This window comes from Xanthobacter sediminis, from assembly GCF_043195015.1.
In the GTDB taxonomy this organism is placed as follows: domain Bacteria; phylum Pseudomonadota; class Alphaproteobacteria; order Rhizobiales; family Xanthobacteraceae; genus Xanthobacter.
In genome coordinates this window covers 431,817-447,964 of the sequence record NZ_JBAFWH010000001.1, presented here as the reverse complement: position 1 = coordinate 447,964, position 16,148 = coordinate 431,817, and the positions used below count along the sequence as shown (strand labels likewise).

Genomic DNA, 16,148 nt, shown 5'->3' with positions numbered 1-16,148 from the left:
GAGGCGACACATGCGGATCCTTCTGGTGGAAGACGACCCTGTCCTTGGGATGGCCGTGCGCGACCAGATCGTCGCCGACGGGCATACACCCGACTGGGTGACCCGTCTCGACGACGCCACCGAGGCGATCCATGCCGCAGCCTTCGATCTGGTCCTGCTCGACCTGATGTTGCCGGACGGGCGCGGGCTCGATTTCCTGAAGCGTCTGAGGGTGGCGGGCGACGTCACGCCCATCATCGTACTGACGGCGCGGGACCAGATCTCGGACCGCATCGCGGCGCTCGATGCCGGCGCCGACGATTACCTGGTCAAGCCGTTCGACCTGTTCGAGCTCAGCGCGCGGATCCGGGCGGTGGGGCGGCGCTATGCCGGCAATCCCAATCCTCTGGTGTCCCTCGGCGACATTGAGGTGGATCTTGCGGCCCGCTCGGTGCGGCGAGCGGGACGGCCTGTGGCGCTGACCGGCCGCGAATGGTCGCTGTTCGAGGCGTTCGTGCAACGGCCCCACCAGCTCATGTCGAAGCCGCAGCTCGAGGAGCGGCTCTATTCCTTCGACGCCGAGGTGGAGAGCAACACCATCGAGGTCTACATCGCCCGCCTGCGCAAGAAGCTCGGGGCGGAGGTGATCGAGACGGTGCGCGGCATGGGCTATCGCCTCGGCCCGCCTGAGGCGGGCGCATGAACGAGGCGGTGGGCGACGGCCGCCGCGGTAGCGGGTGGAGCCTGCGCCTGCGCTTGGGATTGTGGCTGGCGCTGGCGGTCACCGCCCTGTGGCTCGCCGCCGCCACCGTGGCCGGGCTGGTGCTGCGCCGCGAGATCGGCGAGGTATTCGACAGTGCCCTGCAGGAGGTGGCGCAGCGGGTGCTGCCGCTGGCCTATGCCGAACTGCTCTCGCGGGACGGAGGCAGCGCGACCCAGCACATGGCACCTATCGGCCCCCACCGGGAATACATCACCTACGTGGTCCGCGACGCGGACGGCCGCGAGCTGCTCCAGTCGAGCGACGCCGACCTGATGCAGATCCCCCGCGGCCTCCCGCCGGGCTTCCACAGCACGGAGCGGCTGCGCACCTACACCGAGGCGGCCGTCAGGGGCACAATCCTGGTGACCACCGCCGAGGACCTCGGCCATCGCCGCGCGGCGGTCCGACGCGCGGTGGTCGCCCTGATCTGGCCCCTTGTCGCCCTGGTGCCCATCGCGCTCGTCGGGGTGTGGCTTTCCGTCCGCCTGTCCTTGAGGCCCGTCATCACCTTTCGCTCGGCGATCGAGGAACGGGGCCGCGGCAATCTCGCGCCGGTCGCAGCGGTGGGGCTGCCGGAGGAGATCGCACCCGTCGCGACATCGGTCAACGCCCTGCTGGAACGCCTGCGCGGTGCGCTCGAAGCCGAGCGCGGCTTCACCGCCAACAGCGCCCATGAGCTCCGGACGCCCATCGCCGCCGCACTGGCGCAGACCCAGCGCCTCGTCGCTGAACTGCCGGGCGGCGCGCCCCGGGAACGGGCCCGTTCAGTGGCGGTCGCCCTGAAGCGTCTCTCGCGCTTGTCCGAGAAGCTGCTGCAGCTGGCCAAGGCCGAGGGCGGCGGCCTCCTCGCCGAAACCCCGACGCCCCTCGCGCCGGTGCTGCGCCACGTGATCGCGGACATCGACCGGCTGACTGACCGGGGCGAGGACCTGATGGTCGAAATCCCGCCGGACAGCGGCCTTGTCTGCGACCTCGATCCGGACGCCTTCGCCATCCTCGCCCGCAATCTCATCGAGAATGCGTTGAAGCACGGCACGCCCGGCACGCCCGTGCGGCTGCGGCTGGCCGACGGCCTGTTCGAGGTCTCCAATGGCGGCCCCGTGGTGCCGGCCGACCGGCTGGCGCGCCTGATCCGCCCGTTCGAGCGCGGCCCGACGGGGGCGGAGGGCTCCGGCCTCGGCCTTGCCATCGTCGCCGCCATCTGCCGCGGCGCTGGCCTGACCCTCGACCTCGCCTCGCCGATCCCGGGCGAAGCCGACGGCTTCCGTGCCAGGGTGCGCTTCGCGGCCGTGCCTCAAGCCTGACGGGAAGCTGAACGGAGATCCGCATCGGCTTCAGGTGGCCGTCAGGTGCGAAAGCGAGGGTGCTTCCGGTCAACACCAACCGGGAGATGGCCAATGAAGACGCGCACCCTGATCGGAGCGGCGCTCCTGCTTTCCACCACGGGTATCGGCGTCGCACTGGCGGCGGCAGAGGCTGATCACCTGACCTCAAGCCATCACGAACGGCTCGATGGCGTGACGTCATCCGCCATCGAGGGGCGCCCGATCCGCTTCGCCGAAGAGTCCTATGAGCGGCGTCGTGACGGCGAGCATCGCGGACGCCGCCACCACGATGACGATGAGGACGAAGGCGAAGACGACGAGGGTGGCCGCCGCGGCGCAATCCCGCAGGCCGGCCCGGCCGATCCCAATGCGCCGGCGCCCGACAACGGCCTCTTCAACGGCAAAGCCCGTCCCAAGGTCGAGGTGCAATGAGCACCTCGCGGCGCCCGACCTTCTCTCCATTGAGGAACAGACCGATGAAATTCGTCCTCTCCGCCGTGGCCGCCACCACCGCCTTGATCGCCCCGGTGGTCGCCGAGGCCCGCCAAGTCACCTTCGAGACCACCCTCAAGGCCTATGGCGGCAACGGCGCCTATGTGGTGCTCTACGTCACCGATGCCGCCGGCGTCTACAAGGGCACCTTGTGGATGGCCGGCGGCAAGGCGAAGTACTATCGCCACCTCAGCGACTGGCAGCGCGTCTCCGGCGGGCGACCGACCGAGATCGACGGCATCACCGGCGCCAGCATCGGCTCGGGCAGGACGCTGAAGATCAGCCTCGACCTCGCCGATGCCATGATCGACGCCGGATACAAGGTCCATGTCGACACCGCCGTGGAGGACGGCATGGACAATCCCTCCGAGGTGGTCGTGCCCCTCGATACCGCGGCCTCCGGCAAGCCGGCGCCGGGCAAGGGCTACGTCAAATCCTTCACGGTCACCTTCTGAAGCGATCGGACCTGATCCATGCTTCGTCGCATTCATGCGCTGCCGGGCGTCGTGCTCGCGCTCGGCCTTACCGTCATGGCCCTCACCGGCGTGGCGCTTTCCGTGCAGCCGGCGCTCGACCGTCTCGCATCACCGGCGATTCCGGTCGGCACCAGCGTCGCCGCCCTCGCCGAGGCGGTGGCGGCGCGTCACCAGGGCATCGATTCGATCCGCGTGCGGCCGGACGGCGCCGTCACGGTCGCCTTCACCGACGGCGAAACGCGCGGCGTGGAGCGGGTCGATCCGGCGACCGGGGCCGGGCTTGGTCCCTACCATGTCTCAGAAACGACACGCGTCATCACGAATCTGCATCGCGCGTTTCTGACCGGAGATGCGGGGCGGGCCGCCACCGGCGCCGGCGCGCTCGCCATGCTCGTGCTCACCGTCTCCGGCACCCTCCTCCTCGCCCGCCGCCTCGGCGGAGCGGGCGCGCTGCTGCAGTCCATCCGAGGCACACCGGCCCAGCGCTGGCACGGCGAGCTCGGCCGTTTCGCTGCCGCCGGCCTCGTCCTCTCATCCCTCACGGGCGCGTGGATGTCGGCGAGCAGCTTCGGCCTCATCCCCGAACACGAAGCCGCCGCGCCCATGGTGTCGGCGAGCGGCGGCGCGCCTGCTCCGGCCGGCACGCTGGCGGCGCTCAGGGCGACCGATGTGGCGAGCCTGCTCGAGCTGACCTTCCCGGCACCCGACGATCCGACCGACACCTACGGCCTGCGGACAAGCCGGGGCGAGGCGCAGATCGATGCGGCGACGGGCGCGGAGCTGTCCTTCACCCCGGCGACGACGCTCGACCGCCTGAACGGCATGATCCGTACCCTCCACACCGGCCAGGGCGCCTGGGTGCTCGGGCTCGTGCTCGGCCTTTCGGCGGCGGCGGTTCCGGTGCTCGGCGCGACCGGCATCGCAATGTGGTGGCGCCGCCGCGCCGCCCGGCCGCGCATCGCGATGAACGCGCCCGCCCGTGCTGCCGACACCGTCCTCCTGGTGGGCAGCGAAGGCAATTCCACCTGGGGCTTCGCCGCGACGCTGCACGACGCGCTGACCCGCGCCGGCCACCATGTCCACACCGCGGCCATGAACGATCTTCAGCCGTTTTCCGCCGTCACCGAACGCCTGCTGCTCTTGGCCGCGACCCATGGCGACGGAGCGGCGCCCGCCTCGGCGACGGCGTTCCTGTCCCGGCTCGCGCGGCAGGAACGCCGCGTGCCGGTGGCGGTGCTCGGCTTCGGCGACCGCTGCTTTCCGCATTTCTGCGGCTACGCCGAGGAGATGTTGGCTGCGCTCACGGCGAACGGCTGGCCGCAGCTCCTGCCGATGAAGCGCATCGATCGGCGTTCTGCGCAGGAGTTCGCCCAATGGGGCCGCGACCTCGGTACCGTGCTTGGTCACGACCTCAAGCTAGAGCACGTCGCCGAGCCGCCGAAGACGGTCGCGCTCGAACTCGTCGAACGCGAGGACTATGGCGTGGCCGTCGGCGCGCCGGTGGCGATCCTGCGCTTCCGGAGGCCAGGAACGGACGGCAAGGCCGGACGCCTGCCGTCGTTCGAGCCCGGCGACCTCGTCGGCATCCTGCCGCCGGGCCATCCGATGCCGCGCTTCTATTCGCTGGCGTCGTCGTCGTGCGACGGGATGCTGGAGATCTGCGTCCGCCTGCGCGCAGGCGGGCTCTGCTCGACCTTCCTGCACGCTCTCGCTCCCGGCGATCGCGTGGAGGCTTTCATCCGCGCCAACCCGACCTTCCGGCCGGCCGCGGGACGGGCGCCGCTCATCCTGATCGGCGCCGGCGCCGGCATCGGTCCACTCGCCGGCCTGGTGCGCGCCAATGCGGCCGGTCGCCCGGTCCACCTCTACTGGGGCGGCCGCAGCCCGTCGTCGGATTTTCTCTACGAGCACGAACTGGCCCAGCATCTCGCCGAGAAACGCCTGACCTCGCTCCAGACCGCCTTCTCACGCGGTCCGGATGGCGGCGCCTATGTGCAGGATCGCATCGCCGCCGACGCGCCTCGCCTGCGCGAGCTGATCCGGCAGGGCGCGCAAATCCTGGTGTGCGGCGGCCGTGACATGGCCCAGGCCGTGACCTGGGCACTCGATCCGATCGTGCGGCCACTCGGCCTCGACCTTCCCACCCTCAAGTCGTCTGGACGCTATGTCGAAGATGTCTACTGATTCAGCTCAAGGCGCGCTGGAGCCCCGCCGCCACGCCCTCAGCGGCCCCGCCATGGGCGCGCGCTGGTCGGCGGTGTTTTTCGCCGTAGGCGGCGTGGACGAGGGGGCGCTCACCCGCCGCCTTCAGGGCACCCTCGACCGTGTCGAGCGCCAGATGTCCACCTGGCGGCCGGATTCCGACCTGGAGCAGCTCAACGCCGCCCCCCTCGGCACCTGGGTGGCCATTCCCTGCGAACTGATGGGCGTGCTCGCTGCGGCCCTCGAGATCGGCCGCCTGTCGGGGGGCGCGTTCGACATCGGCGTGGGCGATCTGGTCCAGGCCTGGGGCTTCGGGTGCGGCACGCGCGTGCCCGACGGCGGACGCATCGCTGCGCTTGCGGGGCGTCCCTCCTTCGAGCCGCCAAAGACCCTGCAGCTCGATCCGGCAGGCTGCCGCGCGCGCCGCCTGGCGCCGCTGCGGCTCGATCTGTCCGGCATCGCCAAGGGCTTCGGCGTGGACGACCTGGCGCGGGAGATGACGGAGGCGGGCTTTTCCGCCTGGCTCGTGGGCATCGACGGGGAGATGCGCGCGGCGGGCACGAAGCCGGATGGCCGCCCCTGGGTCGTCGCCCACGAGGCGCCAGTCCCCGGCGTGCGGGAAGTCCTCGGGGTGCTGGAGTTGTCCGGTGCCGCCGTCGCAACCTCTGGCAGCTATCGCCATCAGGTGGAGGTGGCGGGCAGGAGGCTCTCCCACACCATGGACCCCTCTCGCGGCGCGCCATTGGAGAACGACCTCGCCGCCGTCACCGTGCTCAGCGACACCTGCATGGCCGCCGATGCCTGGGCGACGGCGCTGTTGGTGCGCGGTGCGCAGGACGGCCCGGCCCTCGCCCGCCGGCTCGGCCTCGCCGCGCTGTTCGTCGGGAGCGACGGAGAGGTGGTGGCGACATGGCCGTGACCAACCATGCCGCATGGACTGGCGGCGCAATCCTGGCCCCCGGGTCCATTCCCTTGCGTCCTCTCAATGCGGCCGCTGCCGTTTCCGGGTGTTCTTCCCGGTGGAGGTGCCCGCTCGGGATCAATGCAGAACCGTCGGGGTGTGAAAGGGAACGGGAGACATGAGACACATCAAGCAGGTCCTTGTTGGCATCCTCGCCCTCGTATCGCTGCTGTGGGTCGCGGCTGAGCCCGGGGTGTTCCAGTCAGCCGGGTTCTTCGCGATACGGGCGGCCGCCGTGCAGTACACGGGCGTGCTCGCCATCGCGCTCATGAGTGTGGCGATGATGCTGGCGCTGCGTCCGCGTTGGCCCGAGCGTTGGATGGGCGGCCTCGACAAGATGTACCGGCTCCACAAATGGCTCGGCATCACCGCGCTCATCGTCGCCATCATCCACTGGCTGTGGACGCAGGGGCCGAAGTGGGCCGTGGGCTGGGGCTTTCTGGAGCGGCCCGCCCGTGGGGACCGCCCGCCCATCGAAAACCAGGTGGAGGCCGCTTTCTCAAGCCTGCGCGGCACCGCCGAGGGAGTGGGCGAATGGGCTTTCTATGCAGTTGTGGCGCTGATCGCGCTGGCGCTGGTCCGGGCCTTTCCCTACCGCTGGTTCTATAAGACCCATCGCCTGCTGGCGCTCGCTTATCTGGTGCTGATGTTCCACTCGGTGGTGCTCCTGACCTTCGCCGACTGGATGACGCCGCTCGGCGCCGCGATGGCGGTGCTGCTGGCCGGCGGCACCTTCTCGGCCGGGGTGGTGCTGCTGCGCCGCGTCGGCGCAGCGCGGCAGGTGAAGGGACGCATCGCCGAACTCACCTATTATCCGGGCGTGAAGGCGCTCGAGACCGTCATCGACGTGCCCGCCGGCTGGCCGGGCCACCGTCCCGGACAATTCGCCTTCGCCAAGTCGGATGCCTCCGAAGGCGCGCATCCCTACACCATCGCCTCGGGCTGGCACCCGGACCATCCGCGGATCACCTTCGTGACCAAGGAACTGGGCGACCACACCAGGGGGCTGAAGGAGCGGCTCAAGGTGGGCCAGGAGGTGCGGGTGGAGGGGCCATATGGCTGCTTCACCTTCGACGACGATTGCCGCAGCCAGATCTGGATCGGTGGCGGCATCGGTATCACGCCGTTCATCGCCCGCATGAAGCACATGGCCTTGCGCGGCGAGGCGCCCGACTGGCCGCAGGGCCAGGTCGCCGATCTGTTCCACACCACCAGCGATGTGGACGAGGTGGCGCTTGCAAAGCTCGCCGAGGATGCCAGAGCTGCCCAGGTACAATTGCATCTGCTGATCGACGCGCGCGATGGCCGGCTGACCGGCGCCCGCATCCGCGAGGCGGTGCCGGACTGGCGGGAGGCCAGCATCTGGTTCTGCGGCCCGGCCGGCTTCGGGGCGGCGCTGCGGGCCGATTTCGCCACCGAGGGCTTCCCGGTGGATAAGCGCTTCCACCAGGAACTCTTCGACATGCGGTGAGGGGCCTCGGCACACTCGCAATGGATGCGTTCAGGCTCGTGTCACCGATCCGTCTTCGGAAAAACGAGGCGGATGCGCATACCGCGGCCGGGGGCGTCCTCGACGCGCACGGCTCCGCCGTGCAGCGTCATGATGGTGGAAACGATGGCGAGCCTCGGCCCGGCACCGTCGGGCCGGCTTCGGTCCAGGCGGTGGAAGCGATTGAGAAGACCTGCTCCGCGATCTTCCGGTGTCCGATCCGCGCGAGCGCCCTGCGGCAACGACATCGAGTCGCAGGGCGCCGCGATCGGCTGCACGAATTTCGCGGCTGCGCTCGACTAAGCGACTCCGCAATCTCTCAAGTCCTTCGGCAGACAGTGCCGGTACGCCAAATTCGGGCGGCAGGCTGATATCAGGAAAGGTCGTATGAGACCGTCCGTCTCTTACTCTTTGACCCGCGTGAGCGTGCTGATATCGGTATGGGTGAATGGCTTACCATACACATGCAGAATCGTTTCCTGCGTGTATTGCATGGTATTTCCAGACACCTCATAAGTGACAGTGAATTTTTCCGTCTTGTCGTTTGCTGCCATATAGTCCGATTGGCCGATGCCCACGTTCTGGGCCGTCAGGGTAAGCGTGGCATCCGGTTTTCCCGTTGCCACAACGCACACAGCCCTGGGGATGCAAAACGAATTATATATTGTCTGATTCGCCTTGTCGTAAATGAGATATCCGACTTGGTCGTGAAACTGTTTCTTGTCGCTCTTGCGGAAAACCATCTGGTGATAAAAAATTGCCGTCAGATGCTGGCTGCTCGCGTTTGTGGCATCACCGGCTGGCGTGAATCTTATGGTCTCGTAATAAGGCGAAGCAGCACCGCCTCCTTTACCCACTTCGGAACCTTCCCGGCCGGGAGCCACGTCCAATCCTTCGTCGTCCTGAGTCTTCCAGGTCCCGACGAACTTGGCGAGTGGGCCGTAATCCAGCCCGTTGATAACAGTTTCTGTCTCAGATGTAGCGGCAACGGCGGATATAGCGGGGAGTGTGAGGCCGGCAATCGTGCTGGCAACGAGGAGGCTTCGGGAGAATTTCACGATCAATCTCCTGACTGGATATCAGCTTTCATCAGAACAACGGCTCATCGACAGCTCGATAGCATGAGCGCTCTGACAAAAGCCTGACGATGGGCCGAACTCGGGGAGCTCTTCGCCAATGCGTTGAGGCTCACCCGCGCGGGAAGATAAGACGCATGAGCGCCCCGCCGCCGGGTGCGTCCTCAATCCGGACATCGCCGTTGTGCAGCTCCATGGTGGTGGAGACGATCGCGAGGCCCAGCCCCGCCCCGTCCGAAGCCCTTTTGTCCAGGCGCCGAAAGCGTTCCAGCACGTCGCCGCGCCGCTCCGGGGGGATGCCGGGGCCATGGTCGCGCACTGCGCACTGGCCCCCAGGGCCCGTAGTCACCTCGACGGCGGTGCCCGCCGGCGTGTGGGCCAAAGCATTTTCCACAAGGTTCCGCAACGCCCGGCCGATGGCGTCGCCGTGGCCGTGCACGCGCGCCGCTCCCGCGTCCCGAAAGGCGATGGTTCGACCGCGCATGACCGCGAGCGGCGTCAGCTCGGCCACCACCTCGCGGGCGATGGCGCCGAGATCGGCCTGGGCATCCGGCGCGAGTTCCAATGCGGTCGCGTGCGACATGTCGAGCATCTGGTCTACAAGGCGTTTCATGCGCTGCGCGTCGGCCACGAGCTTTGCCTTCTCGACGCTGTCCGGCAGCTTGCCGATGCTCAGCATCATGATGGCGAGCGGGGTGCGCAGCTCATGGGCCGCATCCCCCGCGAAATCCCTCAGGGCGCACACGGAGCGCTCGATGCGCGCCAGCATGGCGTTGACCGCCGTCACCAGCGCCTGCACCTCCCGCAGGGAGGGCTCCGCCGCGATCCGCGTGGACACCTGAGCCGGATCAATCCGGTCGATGGCGGCGATGGTGGTCTCGAGCGGCTTCAGCGTGGTGCGCACCACGCTGAAATTGAACAGGAGGAACATGAGCGAGAGCAGGATGAGCGGCAAGATCACGTGGAAGCGGATCTCGTTGAAGATGACCGGCACGAACGGTCGGAAGCCCTCGCCGGCGATGGCCACCGTGATCCAATAGGGATGCCGCCCGACCTCGACGCGGCGGGTGCCGGTAAGCAGGAAGCGGCTGTCCCAGCTCTCGCGCTGAGTCCGGATGACCAGGAACGACAGGGGCGGCTCGTCGGCGATCTTCAGGCTGGCGTCGTCGAACCGCGCCACCACCGCGCCGCCGCGCTCGTGGATCAGGAAAGCCCGCCGTGTGCCGGAGGCGAGCGGATATTGCAGGTCTTCCGAAACCGGGTTGCCGGCGGCCCCCCTCATCTGCGGGATCTCCTGGGCGATCCGGTCCGCCTCCGCGGTCACGAGGAGGTGGTCGAGCTCGTTGGGATTGTTGACATACATCCGCACGACGACGAGCAGCTCGACCACCAGGAAGACGAGCCCCACCAGAGCGAGGCGCACCGAGAGGCGAAAGAAGAGGCTGCGCGGCACGACGGGCGGGCGGCTCGCAGTCATGGGGCTTCCCGTTCCGCGCCGGCATCGGTCGGATGCGGGGCCGGCACCAGCATGTAGCCGACGCCGTGGGCGGTGTGCAGGATCACGTCCGCTCCGGCGGCGCCAAGGCGCCGGCGCAGACGCGAGGCCGCCGCCTCCAGAGCATTGGGCGTAACCTCGGACGACAGGGCGTACATGGCCTCTTCGAGGCTGGTCTTGCTCACCACATGCCCGGCCCGCCGCATCAGGCGTTCCAGCAGGTCCCGCTCCCGCGGCGGCACATGGATCACGCGGCCGCCGACGCGCACCTCCCGCGCCACGGTATCGAAATCGAGGTTTCCCAGGCTCAGGACGATGCCGAGGCACCCCCCGGGGCGGCGCAGCAAAGCACGGCAGCGGGCCGCCAGCTCCGCCATGTCGAACGGCTTCACCAGATAGTCGTCGGCTCCCGAATCAAGGCCGCCCACCCGGTCGCCGAGACCGTTGCGGGCAGTGATCACCAGGATGGGAGCGCCGCTCCCCGTCCGCCGGACGGCGCGGATGAAATCCACACCGTCGCCGTCGGGCATGCCGAGGTCGATGAGCAGGAGGTCGTAAGGCGTCACGGCCATGCTTTCCCAGGCGACGCTCAAGGAGGCGAAGCGGTCGAGCACGAAGCCCTCGGCCTCCAGGCCTTCTGCGATCAGGATCGCGAGCCGGGGGTTATCCTCCGCGAGCAGAACCCGCATGGTCGACATCCGTTCCGCGGGCGCGGCGCTTGCGCCCCGTGATCATGGCGAGCACCAGATTTTCCCGGTGTGCCAAGCTTTCTGCAATGGCGGCGAGCACGTGCACCGCCGCCATGGCGAGAATGAGGTTGGCGGCGATCTCATGGGCCTCCTCCACCCACTCCTTGCCCCAGAAGGCATCGAGGGTCTGCATCCAGCCGGTTAGGCAGGTGGCGGCGAGCAGACCCATGAGGAGGAGCATCATCACCGCCCCGGCGGGATTGTGGCCGACATAGCGTCGGTCACGCCGGTCGAGCACCGCGCGCAGATGGTCCGCGAAGGTCCGCGGGGACGGCACGAAATCGCGGAACCGTGCGTGAACGGTGCCGACGAAGCCCCACACCACGCGAACGGCGAGCAGGGCGGCGACGGTGTAGCCTACGTAGCGGTGGAGCGCTTTGCCGTCCTCCAGCACGAAGCTGTTGAGCACGACGCCGAGCACCACCGTCCAGTGGAAGATCCGCACCAGCGGATCCCACACCGGAACGGTATAGCGGACGTGCGCGGCGGCGCGCGCTGATGCTTCGGATCGAGGGGGCAGCATGGCCATGGTTCAGTCCACGTTGTTCTCGACGATCTCGCCGGTCACGGGATTGAAGTAGACTTCTGCCTTGCGTCCATCGGCATTGGATCCATAGATTTCGTAGCACCAAGAACTGGTCTTCTTGAACACCTTGATGTCCTTGAAACCCATCTGGCCGATCTTTTGCTTCATGACCTCTTCGCTGAGCCACTTGTCCTGCGGCTCCTTGGTGCAGGTCGGGCTGGCGAGAGCCATGGAGGAGGCAAGGCTCAGGGCGACGGCAGCGACGAAAAGTCTGCGGATCATCGGGTTTTCCTCATGCTGCGGGAAGCGATGGACCAAGGCCATCCCGCCGGCACGTCTCTTAACGATCCCGGCTGACCAAAGCCTGACGGGCAAAGATGCGCGCGCATGCCGAAAAGGGGGCGCCCCCGATGCGCGCGAAGGATAGACCACGTCAGGACGTCGTCAGCCCGTCCGCGTATCGAAGGGCCGTCGCTCCTTAGGGCGACTGCATCCTTTCGAGAGACCGATCCATGATCATCGTTCGCAGCCTTCTTGTCGCTGGCGTTCTCGCTTGCGCCTCGCTCGCCGCCCCGGGCTTTGCCGCCGACGCCCTCAATCCGCAGACGAAGAAGAACCTGGAAGCGGCCATGCACGGCGAAGCCTTCGCCAACCTGAAATATCAGGCCTATGCCGAGCATGCCCGCAAGAGCGGCCACCCCGCGATAGCCAAGCTGTTCGACGAAAACGCGAATGTCGAGGCCAACGAGCATTTCGCCCGCGAGGCAGACGCTCTTGCCCTCGTGAGCAGCGACGAGGCCAACTTGCTCGACGGCATGGCCGGCGAACACTACGAAAACACCAAGATGTACGTCGAGTTCGCCAACCAGGCCGATGCGGTCGGTGACAAGAAGGTGGCTGATCTTTTCCGTCAGATCGCCGCCGATGAAGGCGATCACTACGCCGCCTACAAGGCGGCCGTTGAGAAGCTGCGCGCCGAAAAATGAGATTTCTGAGTGGCGCGAAACTCTTTCTTCGCGCCGCTCGTAACGCACTTCGATGCATCAGAATGTGTTGCAGGCAGTTTTATCGAAAATTCGGAGCATGATGAGATGATATTCGATAGTTTATATTAGTGATACCAGGTAAATACTTGCCACATCTCAGTATTTAAGCTTTCGATTGCTGCGAATACGCCGAACATATATCAGTCCAGAGGGAGCATTCCTAACTCTTTTGATATCAACGGGAGCGGGAATGGAGCTTCGTCATCTTCGGCATTTCGTGGCGGTTGCAGAAGAGCTCCATTTTACACGTGGCGCGCAACGCGCCGGCATCGAACAATCGCCATTGTCTCGATCGATCAGGACTCTCGAACGGCGCCTTGGCGTAGTATTATTCGAGCGCACACGGCGATCCACGAAGCTAACGCCGGCCGGTGAACGCCTTCTCGTCCATGCGCGTGCGCTCCTCGCATCCGCCGACGAAGCACGCATAGACGTTCGCACTCCAGCAGCGACAGGAGACACTATCAGCCATTTGCACATCGGCATTTGCGACGGCGTACCCTTTGCGCGTCTCGCGCGACTGATTTCAGAAGTAAAGCGGGATAGTCCGCAAGTTGTCATTCATGTCCATGAAGCGTCAATGGCGCAGAACGTAGAGGGCTTGCGAAGCGGCTTTCTTGATGCGGCGCTCACGCCGGAGAGCGGATACGGCAAGGGGATTTTGTCCGAGGCAGTTTGGCGAGATCCGCCGATCGCTTTGATGCCGAGCGGCCATCCTTTGGCTGTAAAGAAGCGGATCAAACTGTCTGGTATTGTTAAGGAGCCTCTCGTTCTAAGCCGACCCGATACGGGTCTTAGCCAGCAATCCCAGATCGAACAGCTTGTTCGAACTGCAAATTCGACCCCTAATATTATTAGTCGCACCATGACACTTTCGGTGTTGGTTACGCTGGTACTTGCGGGTTATGGCATCGGAATAGCGACCGCTGCTCAACTCGAGGCGGTCGAGGTGGATGGCCTTGCCCTCCGGCCCCTGAGCGATGCGCCCGCTGATCTGAAGACTTGGTTGATGGTGCATGAGGGGACACTCAGCGTGCCACTATCTCGTTTCATCGAGCGAGCCCGGACGATTATTTAGAGAGCCTCCAAGGCTAGGCCGCGCGGCACGGAATCCCTTGTCACGAGCAATAAAGGTTTCGAGCATGAGCGGGGCCAACGTCAAAGCATCGACAACCGTGCCATGAAGCTCGGAATGAAGAGCGGCATATCGATCGAGGTCGGCTCGAAGTTGCACCGATATGGTGATGGTGAGTTTGATGGTTTCAGCTTTCGGCACCGGTCCGAGGCTAAGTTTTTTGGTCAATCATCCCTCCTGATGTCAGCCGTCATCGGTGTGGCGCGATAGGGTCGCAAGACGAGATCTTTATTGACGATGACGCGGACCGGAAAGCCCGGCCGCACCTTTAAGGTCGGCTGGATATTGAGATTGCGCCGCGTGATCTGCTGGCCGACATCGTTGATGGTGTCCTGGGCGCCGTCGCGCGTCGCGATGATGACCTGATCGCCGTTCGTCCCCTGATTTTGAGGCGCTGCCAACTCGGCGCCGATGCCGAGCAGCGAGGAGAGGACCGCGCCTCCGATCAGGCGGAACCAGTGATTGTCGACCTCATCTTCAAGGCCCGAATAGCCGGCCGTATCGACGCCGGAGAGACGATCCAGCACGATGGAGGAGCCGTCCGGCATGATGAGGCGATTCCAGACCAGGAGCACACGGCTCTGGCCGAAGGCGACGCCGGAATCGTACTGGCCCATCAGGCGGGTGCCCTGGGGGATCAAGAGATGCCTGCCCGTAGCCGTGTCGTAGACATTCTCGGTGACGGTACCGATGATCTGGCCCGGCAGATCGGAATTGATCCCCGTCACCAAGGCGGCCGGAATGATGGTGCCGGCCATTACTTGATAGGGCGAGCGTGGCGTTTGGAGAGTTCCAGATCCGTAAATCTTCTGGTCGGCTTCGCGGCTTGCGAACGCCTGCTTGCGATCCTGCATATTCTGCGTGGTCATTTCATCGACGGGCGGAGCAACGGTAGTTTCCGCACCGGTAGCGCGTATTGCGGTGAGATCGAGCCGGTTTGGCTCCGGCGAGGCGACCGCGGTTGCCGATACCTCCTGCTTCGGGCGTGTCGTCTGAAAGAACACGGCTGCTTTCGCTGCGGCTTCCGCTTCCTGCTGGGCACGAAGGCGCGCCGCGCGTTTGGCATCCTCTTCCGGATCAGCCCTGAAACTCGGCCGCTCGGGCATGGGCGGAATGCCCGCCTCCCGTTCGGTGCGCACGACTGGCCCACCGAGCTCACCGGGCAAGGGGGCACCGAGCTTCGGTGGTTGAACCTGCGTATAGTCGCGCGGTAACGTTTGCAGCCCCTCCGCCGGGTTGACGCGATCGGTGTTGTAGAGCTCCTCACCGGTCCGGGCTGATCTGTTCCGGCTTTGCAACGCCCAAATCATCGCGCCAAGCACTGCGGTAGAGACGGCGCCGGCGAGCACCATCAAGGTCCAGCGATTGAGACGGGTCACGGGACGCGGCTTGGCGCGAATGGCGAGATCGGGCGGCGGGGATTTGGGCGGCACGGTCATAGCCCGAAAATCCCCCGCCGGTTGCCGTCGGTGCGCGAGATACGCACGATCTGCTGCTTCTCGCCTCCGAGACGAAGCTCGGCCGCACCGAACAAGCGATCGACGATGTAATATGGTGGCTTTGCGCGGTAGTTGACGAGCTGGTTTTCCCCGGTGGGGCCAACAACGAACAGCGGCGGCAACTCGCCCTGGGCGATACCAGCGGGAAACTGGATATAGACCTTCTCACCGTCATCGAAGACGCGGGTCGGCCGCCACGATGGATTGTCGCCCGTGATCTCATAGCGGAACTGGACACGCTCGAGTGCGACGGCATTTGCGACCGGCGTGGCAGTCCCCGCACGATCGTTCTGACGCTGCAGCGCGAGGAGGCGGTCGTGTGGATAGTCCCATGAGACCGACGCCATCCAGGTCTGGGGCGTCGATGTGAGTTCGAGAAGGTAGGTCCGGCGGTTGGTGTTGACCACCAGATTGGTCTTCAGATCCGGCCGCGTCGGTTTCACCAAGATGTGGGTCTGCTGGCTTCCGCCCCCACCGCTGGTCGTATCGCCGATCACCCATCGCACGGTGTCGCCGGCCGAGACGGAAATCAGCTCTTCGCCGCTCTGCAGGGCGATGTCCGTTACTTTTTCAGGCGCCGCATAAACCTGATAGAGCGCGCCGGCCATGTAGGGCCAGACCTGCGTTGCATTGACATAGCCGGTGCGGGTCGGCTGCACGCGGGCGGCATCATTAGCCGTCGTCACGCGCAGCTTTGGATCGGCAGGTTCAACTGTTCCGCTTTTGACCGGCATCGGCTTTAACTGGCCGGGCAGCGGCAACGGCTTCGGCAGCTCGACTATTTCGACGGGACCAGCCGGCTCGACGATCCGGCTCGCCTCGTAGGGTTCATCCAGGGAGATTTCCGGCGGCGGTGTTTTCCCGGCGCAACCCGCCAGCAACGTGACGGACGAGAGGAGGAGAATGCGGATTGGCAGCATGCGGGTCATGATCCT

General features: G+C 66.1%; 18 protein-coding genes. 9 read left to right on the top strand and 9 right to left on the bottom strand.

Going from position 1 to position 16,148, the window contains the following annotated elements; genetic code table 11:
• The first annotated feature begins 10 nt into the window (after nucleotides 1–10).
• The 7 genes from V5F61_RS01840 to V5F61_RS01810 all read left to right on the top strand — a co-directional run bounded on the left by V5F61_RS01840 (nucleotide 11) and on the right by V5F61_RS01810 (nucleotide 7,669).
• Entirely contained in the window at nucleotides 11–682 is a 672-nt protein-coding gene (locus V5F61_RS01840; RefSeq protein WP_110372428.1) for a response regulator transcription factor, read from the top strand.
• Nucleotides 679–2,046: an ATP-binding protein gene (locus tag V5F61_RS01835; RefSeq protein WP_110372427.1), complete on the top strand. Its 1,368-nt coding sequence runs from the start codon at nucleotides 679–681 to the stop codon at nucleotides 2,044–2,046. The genes V5F61_RS01840 and V5F61_RS01835 overlap by 4 nt, the downstream gene beginning before the upstream one ends.
• Nucleotides 2,047–2,139: 93 nt before the next feature.
• Complete coding sequence (locus V5F61_RS01830; RefSeq protein ID WP_110372426.1) at nucleotides 2,140–2,499, top strand: hypothetical protein; 360 nt, start codon at nucleotides 2,140–2,142, stop codon at nucleotides 2,497–2,499.
• Between the two features lie 44 nt (nucleotides 2,500–2,543).
• Nucleotides 2,544–3,014 carry a DUF2271 domain-containing protein gene (locus tag V5F61_RS01825; RefSeq protein ID WP_110372425.1) on the top strand — a complete coding sequence of 157 codons (471 nt, stop codon included), beginning with the start codon at nucleotides 2,544–2,546 and terminating at the stop codon, nucleotides 3,012–3,014.
• A gap of 18 nt (nucleotides 3,015–3,032) precedes the next feature.
• Nucleotides 3,033–5,219 (top strand): PepSY domain-containing protein, encoded by a 2,187-nt coding sequence (locus V5F61_RS01820; protein ID WP_110372424.1) that lies wholly within the window; start codon nucleotides 3,033–3,035, stop codon nucleotides 5,217–5,219.
• Nucleotides 5,200–6,156 (top strand): FAD:protein FMN transferase, encoded by a 957-nt coding sequence (locus V5F61_RS01815; protein WP_110372423.1) that lies wholly within the window; start codon nucleotides 5,200–5,202, stop codon nucleotides 6,154–6,156. Before V5F61_RS01820 ends, V5F61_RS01815 begins: the two co-directional genes overlap by 20 nt.
• Before the next feature lie 160 nt (nucleotides 6,157–6,316).
• Nucleotides 6,317–7,669, top strand: a complete 1,353-nt coding sequence (locus V5F61_RS01810; protein ID WP_110372422.1) for a ferredoxin reductase family protein — start codon at nucleotides 6,317–6,319, stop codon at nucleotides 7,667–7,669.
• Nucleotides 7,670–7,710: 41 nt separating this feature from the next.
• Here V5F61_RS01810 and V5F61_RS01805 read toward each other — a convergent pair whose 3' ends face one another.
• From V5F61_RS01805 to V5F61_RS01780, 6 genes are all read right to left on the bottom strand, one after another.
• On the bottom strand, nucleotides 7,711–7,965 hold the full coding sequence (locus tag V5F61_RS01805) for an ATP-binding protein (RefSeq protein WP_210206328.1): 255 nt from the start codon (nucleotides 7,963–7,965) through the stop codon (nucleotides 7,711–7,713).
• A 126-nt stretch (nucleotides 7,966–8,091) separates the two neighbouring features.
• On the bottom strand, nucleotides 8,092–8,751 hold the full coding sequence (locus V5F61_RS01800) for a heme-binding beta-barrel domain-containing protein (protein ID WP_273546164.1): 660 nt from the start codon (nucleotides 8,749–8,751) through the stop codon (nucleotides 8,092–8,094).
• Between the two features lie 124 nt (nucleotides 8,752–8,875).
• Complete coding sequence (locus V5F61_RS01795; RefSeq protein ID WP_110372421.1) at nucleotides 8,876–10,240, bottom strand: sensor histidine kinase; 1,365 nt, start codon at nucleotides 10,238–10,240, stop codon at nucleotides 8,876–8,878.
• Entirely contained in the window at nucleotides 10,237–10,947 is a 711-nt protein-coding gene (locus tag V5F61_RS01790; protein WP_110372420.1) for a response regulator transcription factor, read from the bottom strand. Before V5F61_RS01790 ends, V5F61_RS01795 begins: the two co-directional genes overlap by 4 nt.
• Nucleotides 10,922–11,536: a cytochrome b/b6 domain-containing protein gene (locus V5F61_RS01785; protein ID WP_110372419.1), complete on the bottom strand. Its 615-nt coding sequence runs from the start codon at nucleotides 11,534–11,536 to the stop codon at nucleotides 10,922–10,924. The genes V5F61_RS01790 and V5F61_RS01785 overlap by 26 nt, the downstream gene beginning before the upstream one ends.
• A 3-nt stretch (nucleotides 11,537–11,539) precedes the next feature.
• Nucleotides 11,540–11,815: a PepSY domain-containing protein gene (locus V5F61_RS01780; RefSeq protein ID WP_110373174.1), complete on the bottom strand. Its 276-nt coding sequence runs from the start codon at nucleotides 11,813–11,815 to the stop codon at nucleotides 11,540–11,542.
• A 230-nt stretch (nucleotides 11,816–12,045) separates the two neighbouring features.
• Here V5F61_RS01780 and V5F61_RS01775 point away from each other — a divergent pair, with 230 nt between their 5' ends.
• Both V5F61_RS01775 and V5F61_RS01770 read left to right on the top strand, forming a co-directional pair.
• A complete protein-coding gene (locus tag V5F61_RS01775; protein WP_110372418.1) occupies nucleotides 12,046–12,519 on the top strand; it encodes a rubrerythrin family protein in 474 nt (157 codons plus the stop codon).
• A 250-nt stretch (nucleotides 12,520–12,769) separates the two neighbouring features.
• Nucleotides 12,770–13,657, top strand: coding sequence for a LysR family transcriptional regulator (locus V5F61_RS01770; RefSeq protein ID WP_110372417.1), 888 nt, complete (start codon nucleotides 12,770–12,772; stop codon nucleotides 13,655–13,657).
• On the opposite strand, the gene V5F61_RS01765 is transcribed toward V5F61_RS01770, so the two are convergent.
• Genes V5F61_RS01765 through trbG form a run of 3 tightly spaced genes read right to left on the bottom strand, consistent with a single transcriptional unit; the run spans nucleotide 13,619 to nucleotide 16,142 of the window.
• Nucleotides 13,619–13,882: a DUF2274 domain-containing protein gene (locus tag V5F61_RS01765; RefSeq protein ID WP_110372416.1), complete on the bottom strand. Its 264-nt coding sequence runs from the start codon at nucleotides 13,880–13,882 to the stop codon at nucleotides 13,619–13,621. The two genes, V5F61_RS01770 and V5F61_RS01765, sit on opposite strands and share 39 nt — an antisense overlap.
• Nucleotides 13,879–15,153, bottom strand: a complete 1,275-nt coding sequence (locus tag V5F61_RS01760; RefSeq protein WP_110372415.1) for a TraB/TrbI/VirB10 family type IV secretion system protein — start codon at nucleotides 15,151–15,153, stop codon at nucleotides 13,879–13,881. The genes V5F61_RS01765 and V5F61_RS01760 overlap by 4 nt, the downstream gene beginning before the upstream one ends.
• Entirely contained in the window at nucleotides 15,150–16,142 is a 993-nt protein-coding gene (trbG, locus tag V5F61_RS01755; protein ID WP_110372414.1) for a P-type conjugative transfer protein TrbG, read from the bottom strand. The genes V5F61_RS01760 and trbG overlap by 4 nt, the downstream gene beginning before the upstream one ends.
• Nucleotides 16,143–16,148 lie beyond the last annotated feature (6 nt).